We start from the raw sequence: 13,457 nt of genomic DNA on the forward strand, positions 1-13,457 counted from the left end.
TTATTCTACAACTATGCAAATAATGATTCAATAAAACGCCATTGTTGCTCAAAACTTTGGTTTGAATTATAACGAAAATTTGAGCGTACATAACGCATAAATTGCCCTTCACAAACTGTAACTAAATGTGAGGCAATGATACGTTCATCAACCAAAAAAGCTCTGCCCTCACGCAATTTACGCATTTGCAAAATATTGGTAAATTGAAATTCTAACCGATCAAAAAATTGTGCCACTCGTAACTGCAATGCGGTTTCTTCAAACATTAACGCATGCCCTGTTAAAATGCGAGTTACCCCGGGGTTTTTGCGGGCAAAATCCAACACCATTTGCATAATATCTTTAACTCGCTCCATAGTATTGGTTTGCATTTTCATAGACTGGTTAATCCTACTTAATAGGTTTATTTCAATGGAGTCAATTAAGGCTTCAAACATCTTGGTTTTACTTGGAAAATAACGATACAACGCCGCCTCAGAAACCCCCACTTCTGCGGCTAAACGAGCTGTAGTAATACGTTCCATACCCCGTTCTGAATGTAATAAATGGGTCAAGACGGTTAGCACTTGCTGCTGACGTTCTTTTTTGGTTCTTTTTATAATTTGTGTTTGTTCTGCCATTATTGTGTTCCAGAATGTCCAAAGCCCCCTTCGCCTCGCTCGGTTTGGCTAAATTCATCAACAATATTAAACTCAGCTTGTACAACAGGCACAAACACAAGCTGAGCAATACGATCGCCAATGTTAATAGTAAAAGGTTCATCACTACGATTCCATAGCGAAACCATCAAAGGCCCTTGATAATCAGAATCAATTAACCCTACTAAATTACCTAACACGATACCATGTTTATGCCCTAAGCCTGAACGAGGTAAAATAACAGCGGCTAAATGTGGATCAGCAATATAAATGGATAAGCCCGTAGGAATTAATACGGTTTGTCCTGCTTGCACTGTCAAATCTTGCTCAAGACAGGCACGCAAATCTAATCCTGCTGAACCAGAAGTGGCATAGGTTGGTAAAGGAAATTCATTACCCAAACGGCGATCTAAAATTTTCACATCAATTTTTTGCATAATTTACTCTTTTATTTGCGATTGTTGATATTGTTGCAAAATTTCATTTACTAGTTGTTTTGCTAAGATATTCTTATGATTTAAGGCAAGCTGTTTATTACCTGTATGCCAAAATAGATGCAAGGCGTTTTGCTCCGCATTAAAACCTTGTCCTTGTGCAGATACATCATTAGCACAAATCATATCCAGTTTTTTACCTTGTAATTTGCTTTGTGCATATTCTGCCACTTGTTGGGTTTCCGCCGCAAAGCCTACGGTAAAAGGACGATGCTGAGAAAGATTAGCAACATCAGCAATAATATCTGGATTTTTAACTAATTTTAGTATCATTTCATTGCTATCATCAGATTTTTTAATTTTCTGATTTGCCACTTGCTCAACCCGATAATCCGCTACGGCAGCACAACCAATAAAAATTTGATTTTGGCAAGCCAAGGTTAAACTCTGTTGCCACATTTGTTGAGCAGATTCCACGTCAATACGATGCACATTGCGAGGTGTTGGTAATGTTGTCGGACCTGCAATAAGGCTTACTTTTGCCCCCCGTTCAGCAAAGGCTTGCGCAATGGCAAACCCCATTTTGCCAGAACTATGATTACTAATATAACGCACAGGGTCAATCGCCTCTCGGGTTGGGCCAGCAGTAATCACAACGCCTAATCCGACTAAATCTTGTTTTTGTAATAATCGTTGTTGTAACGCAGAAAAAATTTCCTCAGGTTCGGACATACGTCCTGCCCCAATATCCCCACAGGCTTGTTCTCCTGTGGCTGGGCCTATTAGCTGTATTCCTCGTGCGGATAATTGGGTTAAATTGGCTTGGGTAATCGTTTGAGCAAACATTTGCTGGTTCATTGCAGGCGCAAGTAAAATCGGAGCGGCGGTGGCTAAACAAAGGGTAGATAATAAATCATTCGCCATACCTACCGTTAAACGAGCAATAAAATCCGCACTGGCAGGAGCAATAACTACACAATCCGCCCATTTGGCTAACTCAATATGCCCCATGGCTAATTCTGCCTGCGGATCAAGTAAACTGGTTGAAACCGCATTGCCTGAAATGGCTTGCAAGGTAAGGGGCGTAACAAATGCTTCTGCCGCAGGAGTTAATACTACCCTTACTTCGGCTTGTGCTTTACGTAATAAACGGATTAACTCAATACTTTTATAAGCCGCTATTCCGCCTGTAATCCCCACAACAATTCGTTTTTTTTGTTTATCTGCCATTATGCTTTATATCCTTAAAAAGTGCGGTTATTTTACTGGAAATTTTTGTTTTTCTCAAAATAATATCATCGTTTCAAATTAAAATAAGGCAAGGTGGGACGACTATAAAAGGAATTATCCGAGGGAAAATGGATAAATAAATGTTAACTATAATCGTTTTATCTTGAAATCTTTCAAAGTGCAACAACGATATATAAATGGGACTGAAAAATATCAATCGTAAAATATATGAATAAGCATACAATTTACTAGAAACGTGATATGATTACCCCTTTATATTGGGTGAATTATCTTGAGCAAAAATTTATGAATATTCGTTGGAATATTGTGCTATCTATCATTGCATTATTATTGTTAGCTTGGTTTTATTCATTAAATCAAAGTGATGAGAATTTGCATAACCTTATCAAATCCGAAGAAAGCCCAGAATATACAGGGTTAAATATGGAAACTGTGCTTTATTCGCCCACCAACGGTCAACGTCAATATGTGGCAAAATCAAGCAAAGTTGCCTATTTTGAAACCGATGGTCGCACTGAGTTTGAACAACCGATCGTTTATTTATATGGGACGGAGAGCAATCAACCACAACAACAGAGCTGGACATTGCGTGCTGATCTTGCCACCTTAAGCAAAGAAAACTTATTATATTTAACGGGCAATGTGGTGGTGCAAAGTTTATTACCGGATTCACGTTTGCAACGGATTGAAACCCAAAGTGCGGTGGTAAATTTGACAAATCATGATATTTCTTCGGATAGCACAGTGAAAATCAATGGACAAAATTTTGTGACCACAGGACAAAAACTCACTGGAAATTTACAACAACAAATTGCAACCTTACAAGAACAGGTAAAAACACATTATGAAATTAACAATCAATAATTTTGCCTCTAAAACCTTATTAACGGCAAGTTTATTGCTCGCCTCGCTTAGTGCTTGGGCATTAAAAGATGATACGAATCAACCTATTAACATTGTGTCCGATAATCAATCTTTAGATTTAGAACATAATGTGGTTACCTTTACCGATAATGTGGTAATTACTCAAGGTTCAATCGTTATCAAAGCGCAAAAAGTGGTAATTACTCGTCCACAGGACTCAAAACAACAGGAAACCATTGATGCAACGGGTAATCCTGTTACTTTTCATCAGACCATGGACGATGGAAAACCTGTTGATGGCAAGGCTCAAAAAGTACATTACGATTTAGCAAAAGAATTTTTGACCTTAACGGGAAATGCGGAATTAAAACAACTGGATAGTAAAATCAACGGTAATGTGATTACGTATGATGTGAAGAAACAGCAATTAAATGCCGTTGGTTCGCCAAATTCTCGCGTAAGAACGGTACTTTTACCCGCTCAATTAAAAAATAAATAGGTGATGATGATGCCAGTGTTATATGCCGAACATTTAGCCAAAAGCTATAAAAGTCGTCAGGTGGTTGAAGATGTGAGCTTACAAGTCAATTCAGGGGAAATTGTGGGCTTACTTGGGCCTAATGGCGCAGGAAAAACCACCACCTTTTATATGGTCGTAGGTTTAGTACGCCACGATCAAGGTAAAATTCGGATTGACGATGAAGATATTAGCCTATTGCCTATGCACAAACGTGCGCAACGTGGCGTAGGTTATTTACCACAGGAAGCCTCTATTTTTCGCCGTTTAAGTGTCTATGATAATTTAATGGCAGTGTTGCAAATCCGTAAAGATCTGAATGGACAGCAACGGCGTGAGCGTGCCGATGAATTAATCGAGGAATTTAATATTGGGCATATTCGTGATAGCTTAGGGCAAGCTCTTTCTGGTGGTGAACGCCGTCGTGTAGAAATCGCAAGAGCCTTAGCAGCTAATCCAAAGTTTATTTTACTTGATGAACCCTTTGCTGGGGTCGATCCCATTTCGGTAATTGATATTAAAAAAATTATTGTGGATTTACGTGATCGTGGTTTAGGGGTGTTAATTACCGATCATAATGTGCGTGAAACGCTAGATGTGTGCGAACGAGCTTATATCGTGAGTGCGGGGCATATGATTGCCAATGGTACACCTGATGAAATTTTGAATAATGAACAGGTTAAACGGGTTTATCTTGGCGAGCAATTTAAGCTGTAATTTTTATGAAATTTACTGAATTATTGACCCCAGATAATATTCGGCAAGGGGTATTATGCTCTAGCAAAAAACGCTTATTAGAATTAGTGGCTGAAATCCTTGCTCAACAAGGTAACCTTGATCCACATGTATGTTTTGATAAATTGTTTAATCGAGAAAAAGTGGGTTGCACTTGTCTTGGCAATGGCGTTGCTATTCCCCACGCCAAATTACCCTCAGGGGAAAAGCCCTTAGCGGTTTTTATTCAATTAGAAAACCCGATTGAATTTAATGCCGCAGATCGGCGTGAGGTTGATTTATTTTTTGCCATTATGTTGCCAGAGCAACAATGTCAAACTTGTTTACCTATGTTACAAGCATTAGCACAAAAATTAACCGACAAATCCTTATGTAAACAGTTACGCAATGCAAAAAGTGCGGTAGAAATTTGGCAAATTTTTGAAATGGTGGACTTACAATCAGACACATAAATGAGGATAAGAAGTAATGGAAATTATCATTATTAGCGGACGCTCTGGGGCGGGTAAATCGGTCGCATTACGAGCATTAGAGGATATTGGATATTATTGTGTTGATAATCTTCCGTTTAATTTGTTGCCACAATTGATTGATAACCTCGCCGCTAATCAATCCTCGGTGGCAATTAGCTTAGATATTCGTAATTTGCCACGTAAACCCACAATCGTCAATGAAATTTTGGCAAAAATCCCTCCACAACATCAAATTAAAATTATCTTCCTAGAAGCAGATCAAAGTACCTTAATTCGCCGTTACAGTGATTCAAGACGATTACACCCTTTGTCCACGCAAGATTTATCGCTAGAATCCGCTATTGAATTAGAACAACAACAGCTTGAACCTCTTATTCAGCAAGCGGATTTAATTATTGATACTAAAAGCCTCTCAACCCACGAATTAGCTGAAAAATTACGCCAATTCTTGCGAGGTAATGGTGAAAAAGAATTAAATATTGTGGTAGAGTCCTTTGGTTTTAAATATGGTATTCCTCTTGATGCGGATTATGTATTTGACGTACGTTTTTTACCCAACCCCCATTGGGATCCTGTATTACGCCCAATGACAGGGCTAGATGAACCTGTTATCCAATTTCTTGCTAAACATCGTGAAGTCAATCATTTTCTCTATCTTACGCGCAATTATATTGAAACTTGGTTACCTATGTTGGAACAAAACAACCGCAGTTATTTAACCATTGCCATTGGTTGCACAGGGGGCAAACATCGCTCAGTGTATATTGCTCAACAGCTTGGCGAATATTTTCAAGCAAAAGGCAAAAAAGTCAAAATTGTACATAAATCATTGAGTAAACATCAATTATCCCATTAATCATAATAAGGAGAAGTTACCATGAATTTTATTAATGCCATTGGTTTTGGTGTCGCAGGTAATTTTGCTGGGCATTTAGAACAAGCAGGCGAGGCAAAAGATTTTGCCAATGTAACAACGCAAGAGGAAATTCAACCCAAAGCCATTTTTCCCTTTTATGTTCCCCAAGCCAAGGATTTTTTAGCGACCTATCCACTTAGTGCAGATTACATTCGCTTTCCTCGCCAAGGGGCGGATAATTTACAAATTGAGCCTGAAGTCGCGTTAATTTGTGATATTCAATATTCTCAGCAAAAAGTAACCGCACTTATTCCTCGTGCCTTTGCCGCTTATAATGATTGTTCTATTCGCCGTCCTAATGCTAATAAAATTTGTGAAAAGAAAAACTGGGGCGAGCAAACCAAAGGCATTGCCACGAATCTGATTTCATTGACCTCTTTTGATCAACAAAGTGAAATTAACGCATATCGTATCGCTTGTTTTCATCAACGTGGCACAACATTAAATGAATATGGCGTAGATAGCCCAGTATTAAGCTATTCTTATTTTCATCAAAAATTGTTAGATTGGATTGTTGATCGAATGAATCATCAGCCCGATCAAGGGCCAATGAATGATATTTATTCATTAATCCAACAAGCCAATTACCCAACCCAAGCAGTGATTAGCATTGGAGCAACCCGTTATACCCCCTTTGGCGAGAAAAACTTTTTACAAGTGGGCGATAGCAGTATTGTGGTGTTATACCCCGGCGAGCGTTATTCCTCTGCCGAGATAAAACAAATGATCCAGCAACAGCGTTTCCCCACAGATATTTCCGCTTTGATCCAAAAAGTCATTGATTAATCCATAAACTTGGCGATTTTGCCAAGTTTTTTTACATTATAGTCGTTCTCGTTGGCACGCCTTGTTTTATTTTAAATTGAAACGACTATATTTTATTGCTCAATTTTTTATTTTTCCGATCTCCCTCGCAAAATTTTTTCCTTGTACTTTGGCTTTTTCCAATCTTGTTTTATAGTTCATTGTATTTATCTAAGGAGGAAATATGCGTCATTTATTCTCAACAACCTTAACATTATTGATAAGCCTATGGGGTTATGCCAATCCTCCCAATCTTATGTTATTAGAAAATTATCAAGCACAAGACATACAAGGCTGGGTAATGAGCGAAAAACTAGATGGTGTGCGAGGATATTGGGACGGTCAACATCTTTTCAGCCGTAATGGCTACTTGCTATCGCCACCAAGTTATTTTACTCAACATTTTCCCCCTTTCGCTATTGACGGCGAATTATTTAGCCAACGCAATCAATTTGAACAAATCTCCGCTATTGTGCGTTCGGAACAGGATCAAGGCTGGGATACATTAAAACTCTATGTTTTTGATCTGCCAAACCAACAGGGCGATTTAACTGAAAGGTTACAATATTTAAGGGATTATTTAGCTCAAAATCCCACCCCTTATATTCAGATTATTGAACAAATTCCCATTCAAAATCCGCAACATATGCAAGATTTTCTCAAGCAAGTGGAACAAGCTCAGGGCGAGGGTATTGTCATTCGTGATCCCAAAGCACCCTATATGATAGGGCGAAGTCAGCGGATCTTAAAAGTGAAAAGTACCCTTGATGAAGAATGTACCGTTATCGCTCATCATCAAGGACAAGGGCAATTTGCCCAAGTATTAGGTGCAATTACCTGCGAAAATCATCGTGGACAATTCAAAATTGGCTCAGGATTTACTTTAGCCGAACGGCAAAACCCACCAGCCATAGGCTCAGTGATTACTTACCGATATCGTGGGGTAACCAATCAGGGCAAACCACGATTTGCCACCTATTGGCGACAACGAGAGAAATAAAATCAAGCGAGTAACGCAAATCTTTGTTAAAATTCAGCACCAAATAGAATTGTATTTTTAAAGAATAAATTATGCGTGTTTCTGATTTTTATTTTGATTTACCCGATGAACTTATCGCTCGTTATCCTATGGCAGAACGGCGAGCAAGTCGTTTATTACAACTTAACGGCAAAACAGGCGACATTACTCACCGCAGGTTTGCCGATATTGTTGAATTAATTGATGAAGGGGATTTACTGATTTTTAATAATACACGAGTTATCCCAGCAAGAATGTTTGGGCGTAAAGCCAGTGGCGGAAAAGTGGAAGTATTGGTAGAACGTGTTCTCACTGAAAGCCGTTTTTTAGCCCATATTCGTGCCTCAAAATCGCCTAAAGAGCAGGCAGAATTATGGCTTGGCGAGGATAAATTAGGCGAAGGAAAAGGCATTGGGGTAAAAATGCTCGCAAGGCAAGGCAGTTTATTTGAGCTAGAATTATTAGATCAATCTTTGCCCCTGCTTGAAGTGTTACAACAAATAGGGCATATGCCTTTGCCACCTTATATTGACCGCCCAGATGAAGATGCCGATCAAGAACGTTATCAAACGGTGTATAACCAAGTGCCAGGTGCTGTCGCCGCCCCCACCGCAGGCTTGCATTTTGATCAAGATTTACTCGATCAACTAAAACAAAAAGGGGTTAATTTTGCTTTTGTTACCTTACACGTTGGGGCTGGCACTTTCCAGCCAGTGCGTGTGGAAAATATTGAAGAGCATCAAATGCACGCCGAATATGTGGAAGTGCCAGCTCAGGTTTGCGAAGCAATTATTACCACTAAAAAGGCAGGCAAACGAGTGATTGCGGTAGGGACAACTTCGGTACGCTCAGTAGAAAGTGCGGCACAACAAGCCATTGCCAAACAAAGTCGTCAAATCATTGAACCTTATTTTGCCGACACCGCGATTTTTCTTTACCCCGGTAAAAATTTTCATATTATTGATGCTTTAATCACCAATTTTCATTTACCAGAAAGCACCTTAATTATGTTGGTTTCCGCTTTTGCTGGTTATCAACATACCATGCAGACTTATCAAAGTGCTGTGCAACATCGCTACCGTTTCTTTAGTTATGGCGATGCCATGTTTATTGAACAGAAAGCGGAAATATAGTCGTTTCAATTTAAAATTAGGCGAGGCGTACCAACGCTGTATCATTTTAAAGTGGGACAACTATAAAAGACTAAACACAAACGCTTTTAAGCAAAGTGCGGTATAATTTTAAAAATTTTTGTGGGAAAGAGAAATTTGTTATAGGGTAAAAAATGCTTAATGATCCAATCACAGAAATTATTGAGGTAAACAAAAACTGTTATTTACGTTGTATTCAAATGGCAGATAGCCAAGCAATTTTTCAGTTAATTAAACAATATCGTGATTATTTCGCTAACTATCTAGATTGGGTTCGCTTTACCCAACACCCCAAAGATAGCGAAAATTTTATCGCACAGGCTTTAACGAACATAAAACAACAACAGCAACGCGTATTTAGCATTATTTATCAACAACAGTTAGCAGGATTAATTTCTTTTAACCGCTTTGACTTAACCAACAAATCCGCCGATATGGGTTATTGGCTCGCTCCACCTTATCAACATCAAGGCATTGTAAGCCAATCCTTACAAGCATTAATTACCCGCTACCGCCCCGAAATCCAGCAATTTCATCTCTATTGTGCCGTAACCAATCATGCCAGCAACCAAGTCGCAATCCGCAACAACTTCACTTGGCAAGAACGTATCCCAGCACGAGAAAAAATTGGAGATAAATGGGTTGATGATAATCATTATGTGTTTAGTTAAAATTAAAACACTTACAAAAGTGCGGTCAAAACTTTTTATTTTTTGACCGCACTTTACCCCCAATACTCACTAATTTTCCCACTCTGGGAACAACATTTTTATAATATTTAATGTTACTCGGCGAGATTTCCCTTGATAAGGGAAAATATGCATCATCATCATTGGGTTAAAATTTGCCTCAATAACGCCCCAAGAGGTTAGATTGGGCTCAGCAGGTTTGGTTAAATCGGGGATAATTAAATCTACTCCGCATACCGCTGCCCCCATAGCTTGACTAATGCCCACAGCTAATTGTTTATAGCTAGGGTGCATAGCATCAGTCATATCAATACTATCGCCCCCTGTGCTAATATTGGAATTGGCTCGTAATTGGACTAATTGTCCTTTGGTAGGAATAGAAGATGGCGTTAGCCCTTGCTCTTTTAATTGTAATTGTTCAATTTCCCCTAAGGCGATTTTTTTCAATGGTGTGCGACTACCGTCTCCCCGTAATGGGTGATCATTTTTCATTGCCACCAATTCAGCGACTGTATGCTCGCCGTCCCCTTTCACATTGGCAGGCACTCGCAATAAGACCGCTAAGGTTTCATCGCCGAGGACAAAAAAGCGATATTCAGTGCCAACGAGATAATCTTCTATCATCACTTCTTTATCTTCACGAAAGGCAATTTCTACTGCTTTGGCAAAATCTTCCTTATTTTTTACCCCTTGCTGAAAAATGGTAATGCCCAGTCCAAAATTAGTGGATTTAGGTTTAATCACCACAGCACGATTTTCAAATAATGGATAATTTGCCACTGCACGCTCAAGATCGGTAAATTCTACTGATTGTGGAACATTAAAACCGGCTTTCGCCAAGACTTTTTTGGTTACCACTTTATTTTCCATAATTAATGGCGAAATATAGCTGTCATGGCTAGTCATATTGCCATTTTTTACATATTCAATATGCTCGCCAAATTGTAAGCAAAGGAATTGATCCCTTTCATCTAAAATTTCTATTTTGATGCCTTTTTGAATTAAATCAAACATTAAGGCTTGGGTGGAAAGTTCCATATTGGCAAAAGCGGATAGGGCATAAAATTTTTCACAGGCTTGTTGTTTATATTGTTGTGCTAGTTTTGCCCCTAAAATTTGATAATCGCCTGCTTGTTCAATGGCATTCACTAAACGACCGCATAAGGTTTTAGCTGGCTCGGCAAATTGGCTTAATTTGTCTTGCGCAATGGCAATTAGATCTTGTTCCGCCCCTATATCTTTAAGCATAGCAATTAATTGTTGTAGAATTTGCTCGCCCTCTTGACGGAATTTAGTCGGTTGTAACGGCGATTCTAACGCCACTTCTTCCAACATTTTTTTGCCCTGTTCAACCGCACTTTGATCCGCATCTTCTAACCAAATCATCAACAGCACAAAGGTATGAATAAATTTTGCATCAGCCAAACTGATACCGTAAGGCTCAAAAGGGTTTAAATCAAATAAACGAAATTCTAAATATTGAATGCCTTTGTCTAATAAATCCCGTACTTTTTTTGCCCCACGCAAACGCACATTGGAATAAAACTCTTTTTCTGCGATTAATTTCCCCGTATGTACCCAATGTTCCAAGGTGGCAACATAATCTTGTAAGTTCTCAAAAGAAACTTTAATTTCAGGTTCATTAACATAGCCATATTGGCTAGAACGTAGGCTACGCACATATTGCTTAGGAGTTAATGGCGAATTATGGTTAAAATATTCAGCTTGTACCGTTGGCGTAGCGGATAATAAATACACCAAAATCCATTGATAACGTAAGAAATTGCGTGCCATTTTCATATATAAATTATTTTGAAAATCCACCGCACTTTGGTAATCATTTTGAGCGTGAAATAAGGCTTGCACTAATTCAGGGGATAATTGGAAGTTATAATGAATACCGCTGACCATTTGTTTATTTTTACCATAAACCGCAACCAAATGTTCACGATAAGCCACATCTTCGGCATTCTCTAATTGAGCAACTTGAATAGCACTTTCTTCAGGTAATCCTGCAGGCATACTTAACGGAAAAATATATTCGTCTTCAGGCAATGAACGAGCCATTACTTCGTGAATGGCGGATAGCCAACGCAAACTGTCATTGAGGTTGCTACAAGGTGGGGTAATTAATTCTAATTGGCTTTCGGCGAAATCGGTTTGGATATAAGGGTGATAAGCACGATTACCAAATGTTTTAGGGTGCGGTGTAGTTACAATTCGCCCGTCAGCATAAACTCGCTGGCTTTCTTTTTCTAATCCGAAATTGCCTTGTTGAAAGAGCAAACCAAGCTGTTGTTGTTTAATGATCCCTTGAATATCCATAGTTGTCCTTTTTTATATGGCTAATATGCTATGCTAATTAAAAGCGTTATTATCAATAATAATCAAGCAAATGCAAAGATTAAGTTTTTATGAATTATATGTTTTTATCATATTGGTAAAAGAATAAAGAATTCACTTAGTATCCTTGTTATAGCCGTCCCACTTTAAAATAATACCGTATTGGCATACCTTGTCTTATTTAAAATTGAAATGACTATGTCAGAAAAAATGGAAATTGAGAGAAAATTCAAGCGAAAAAGCAAAAATCATATTAAAATATCGCCCTTTGTTTATGGCAAATGGCTATAAATTAAACATAAATATCGAACTGTTTATTCGGTTAAGGAGCAATAATGCAATATCAATTAGACAAAACAGACGGCAGAGCAAGACGTGGACGTTTGATTTTTCAGCGTCCGCAAGGGGAGTTTAGCGTGGAAACCCCAGCGTTTATGCCTGTGGGAACTTATGGCACAGTCAAAGGTATGACCCCTGAAGAAGTGCGGGCAACGGGAGCGGAAATATTGTTAGGCAATACCTTTCATTTATGGTTACGCCCTGGGCAAGAAATTATGCGTAAGCACGGCGATTTACACGATTTTATGCAATGGCATCGCCCTATTTTAACCGACTCTGGCGGTTTTCAGGTGTTTAGCTTAGGCAAGTTACGCAAAATTAGCGAAGAGGGCGTACAATTCCAAAATCCGATTAATGGCGAGCGTATTTTTCTTTCACCAGAAAAATCAATGGAAATTCAATATGATTTGGGGTCAGATATTGTGATGATCTTTGATGAATGTACCCCTTATCCAGCCACCTTTGATTATGCCAAACAGTCTATGGAAATGTCGTTACGTTGGGCAAAACGCAGCCGTGAACGCTTTGATCAATTAGGCAATAACAATGCGTTATTTGGCATTATTCAAGGCGGTGTGTATGAAGAATTGCGTAAAATTTCGGTGGAAGGCTTGGTGGAAATCGGTTTTGACGGCTATGCGGTGGGCGGCTTAGCGGTTGGCGAACCCAAAGAGGATATGCACCGTATTCTAGAATATATTACGCCGAAAATTCCAGCGGATAAACCGCGCTATTTAATGGGCGTAGGGAAACCTGAGGATTTAGTTGAGGGGGTACGGCGTGGCATTGATATGTTTGATTGTGTAATGCCAACCCGCAACGCTCGTAATGGACATTTGTTTGTCAGCAATGGCATTGTCAAAATTCGTAACGCTAAATATCGTGATGACACTAGTCCTTTAGATCCTGAATGTGATTGTTACACCTGTAAACATTACACCAAGTCTTATTTATATCATTTAGATAAATGTGGCGAGATTTTAGGGGCAAGATTAAACACCATTCATAATTTACGTTATTACCAACGTTTAATGGCACAAATTCGCCAAGCCATTGAACAACAACGTTTTGAGCAATTTGTGGTGGAATTTTATGCCAAAATTGGTAAACCTGTACCGCCATTAAATCAATATCATTCGCCTGATTTGGCGGAGTAATATAGTAAAATTAAAGCAAGATAGCGTAGCAAAATGCTTTTTAATGTTAAATATAAAGAGATATGCTCGCTATTTTGTTTTAGAGATCCCTCCCGTTATCTGATTTAAAATACAGTTGTTTTCTGAAA

14 protein-coding genes are annotated in these 13,457 nt (G+C 38.8%); 10 read left to right on the forward strand and 4 right to left on the reverse strand.

The features are described from left to right. Positions 1-11 precede the first annotated feature (11 nt). From slmA to coaBC, 3 genes are read right to left on the reverse strand one after another with little or no spacing between them, the layout of a single operon-like run. A complete protein-coding gene (gene slmA, locus A6A20_RS08925; RefSeq protein WP_279573101.1) occupies positions 12-620 on the reverse strand; it encodes a nucleoid occlusion factor SlmA in 609 nt (202 codons plus the stop codon). Further along, on the reverse strand, positions 620-1,075 hold the full coding sequence (dut, locus tag A6A20_RS08930) for a dUTP diphosphatase (protein WP_279573102.1): 456 nt from the start codon (positions 1,073-1,075) through the stop codon (positions 620-622). The genes slmA and dut overlap by 1 nt, the downstream gene beginning before the upstream one ends. 3 nt (positions 1,076-1,078) lie before the next feature. After that, complete coding sequence (gene coaBC, locus A6A20_RS08935) at positions 1,079-2,302, reverse strand: bifunctional phosphopantothenoylcysteine decarboxylase/phosphopantothenate--cysteine ligase CoaBC (protein WP_279573103.1); 1,224 nt, start codon at positions 2,300-2,302, stop codon at positions 1,079-1,081. A 306-nt stretch (positions 2,303-2,608) separates the two neighbouring features. Here coaBC and lptC point away from each other — a divergent pair, with 306 nt between their 5' ends. The 9 genes from lptC (at position 2,609) to A6A20_RS08980 (ending at position 9,472) form a co-directional block, all read left to right on the forward strand. Next, complete coding sequence (lptC, locus tag A6A20_RS08940; RefSeq protein WP_279573777.1) at positions 2,609-3,187, forward strand: LPS export ABC transporter periplasmic protein LptC; 579 nt, start codon at positions 2,609-2,611, stop codon at positions 3,185-3,187. Next, positions 3,168-3,686 carry a lipopolysaccharide transport periplasmic protein LptA gene (gene lptA / locus A6A20_RS08945; protein WP_279573104.1) on the forward strand — a complete coding sequence of 173 codons (519 nt, stop codon included), beginning with the start codon at positions 3,168-3,170 and terminating at the stop codon, positions 3,684-3,686. Before lptC ends, lptA begins: the two co-directional genes overlap by 20 nt. Positions 3,687-3,695: 9 nt before the next feature. Beyond that, positions 3,696-4,421: an LPS export ABC transporter ATP-binding protein gene (lptB, locus tag A6A20_RS08950; protein ID WP_279573105.1), complete on the forward strand. Its 726-nt coding sequence runs from the start codon at positions 3,696-3,698 to the stop codon at positions 4,419-4,421. 5 nt (positions 4,422-4,426) lie between these two features. Beyond that, positions 4,427-4,891 (forward strand): PTS IIA-like nitrogen regulatory protein PtsN, encoded by a 465-nt coding sequence (ptsN, locus tag A6A20_RS08955; RefSeq protein WP_279573106.1) that lies wholly within the window; start codon positions 4,427-4,429, stop codon positions 4,889-4,891. Between the two features lie 16 nt (positions 4,892-4,907). Beyond that, positions 4,908-5,768, forward strand: a complete 861-nt coding sequence (rapZ, locus tag A6A20_RS08960; protein WP_279573107.1) for an RNase adapter RapZ — start codon at positions 4,908-4,910, stop codon at positions 5,766-5,768. A 21-nt stretch (positions 5,769-5,789) separates the two neighbouring features. After that, positions 5,790-6,614, forward strand: coding sequence for a DUF5718 family protein (locus A6A20_RS08965; RefSeq protein ID WP_279573108.1), 825 nt, complete (start codon positions 5,790-5,792; stop codon positions 6,612-6,614). A gap of 202 nt (positions 6,615-6,816) precedes the next feature. Further along, on the forward strand, positions 6,817-7,632 hold the full coding sequence (locus tag A6A20_RS08970) for a DNA ligase (protein ID WP_279573109.1): 816 nt from the start codon (positions 6,817-6,819) through the stop codon (positions 7,630-7,632). Between the two features lie 71 nt (positions 7,633-7,703). Then, positions 7,704-8,783, forward strand: a complete 1,080-nt coding sequence (gene queA, locus A6A20_RS08975) for a tRNA preQ1(34) S-adenosylmethionine ribosyltransferase-isomerase QueA (RefSeq protein ID WP_279573110.1) — start codon at positions 7,704-7,706, stop codon at positions 8,781-8,783. 152 nt (positions 8,784-8,935) lie between these two features. Then, entirely contained in the window at positions 8,936-9,472 is a 537-nt protein-coding gene (locus tag A6A20_RS08980; RefSeq protein ID WP_279573111.1) for a GNAT family N-acetyltransferase, read from the forward strand. Between the two features lie 69 nt (positions 9,473-9,541). Here the strand turns inward: A6A20_RS08980 and gshAB are convergent, their stop codons facing one another. Further along, positions 9,542-11,815: a bifunctional glutamate--cysteine ligase GshA/glutathione synthetase GshB gene (gene gshAB, locus A6A20_RS08985; protein WP_279573112.1), complete on the reverse strand. Its 2,274-nt coding sequence runs from the start codon at positions 11,813-11,815 to the stop codon at positions 9,542-9,544. Between the two features lie 353 nt (positions 11,816-12,168). Here gshAB and tgt point away from each other — a divergent pair, with 353 nt between their 5' ends. Then, positions 12,169-13,329 carry a tRNA guanosine(34) transglycosylase Tgt gene (gene tgt / locus A6A20_RS08990; protein WP_279573113.1) on the forward strand — a complete coding sequence of 387 codons (1,161 nt, stop codon included), beginning with the start codon at positions 12,169-12,171 and terminating at the stop codon, positions 13,327-13,329. Positions 13,330-13,457 lie beyond the last annotated feature (128 nt).

The sequence above is a fragment of the Volucribacter amazonae genome (assembly GCF_029783845.1).
GTDB lineage: Bacteria > Pseudomonadota > Gammaproteobacteria > Enterobacterales > Pasteurellaceae > Volucribacter > Volucribacter amazonae.

Excerpts from the sequence above, each read along its gene's own strand:
- slmA (WP_279573101.1), bottom strand. The coding sequence starts at position 620 with ATGGCAGAACAAACACAAATTATAAAAAGAACCAAAAAAGAACGTCAG.
- dut (WP_279573102.1), bottom strand. The coding sequence starts at position 1,075 with ATGCAAAAAATTGATGTGAAAATTTTAGATCGCCGTTTGGGTAATGAA.
- coaBC (WP_279573103.1), bottom strand. The coding sequence starts at position 2,302 with ATGGCAGATAAACAAAAAAAACGAATTGTTGTGGGGATTACAGGCGGA.
- lptC (WP_279573777.1), top strand. The coding sequence starts at position 2,609 with ATGAATATTCGTTGGAATATTGTGCTATCTATCATTGCATTATTATTG.
- lptA (WP_279573104.1), top strand. The coding sequence starts at position 3,168 with ATGAAATTAACAATCAATAATTTTGCCTCTAAAACCTTATTAACGGCA.
- lptB (WP_279573105.1), top strand. The coding sequence starts at position 3,696 with ATGCCAGTGTTATATGCCGAACATTTAGCCAAAAGCTATAAAAGTCGT.
- ptsN (WP_279573106.1), top strand. The coding sequence starts at position 4,427 with ATGAAATTTACTGAATTATTGACCCCAGATAATATTCGGCAAGGGGTA.
- rapZ (WP_279573107.1), top strand. The coding sequence starts at position 4,908 with ATGGAAATTATCATTATTAGCGGACGCTCTGGGGCGGGTAAATCGGTC.
- A6A20_RS08965 (WP_279573108.1), top strand. The coding sequence starts at position 5,790 with ATGAATTTTATTAATGCCATTGGTTTTGGTGTCGCAGGTAATTTTGCT.
- A6A20_RS08970 (WP_279573109.1), top strand. The coding sequence starts at position 6,817 with ATGCGTCATTTATTCTCAACAACCTTAACATTATTGATAAGCCTATGG.
- queA (WP_279573110.1), top strand. The coding sequence starts at position 7,704 with ATGCGTGTTTCTGATTTTTATTTTGATTTACCCGATGAACTTATCGCT.
- A6A20_RS08980 (WP_279573111.1), top strand. The coding sequence starts at position 8,936 with ATGCTTAATGATCCAATCACAGAAATTATTGAGGTAAACAAAAACTGT.
- gshAB (WP_279573112.1), bottom strand. The coding sequence starts at position 11,815 with ATGGATATTCAAGGGATCATTAAACAACAACAGCTTGGTTTGCTCTTT.
- tgt (WP_279573113.1), top strand. The coding sequence starts at position 12,169 with ATGCAATATCAATTAGACAAAACAGACGGCAGAGCAAGACGTGGACGT.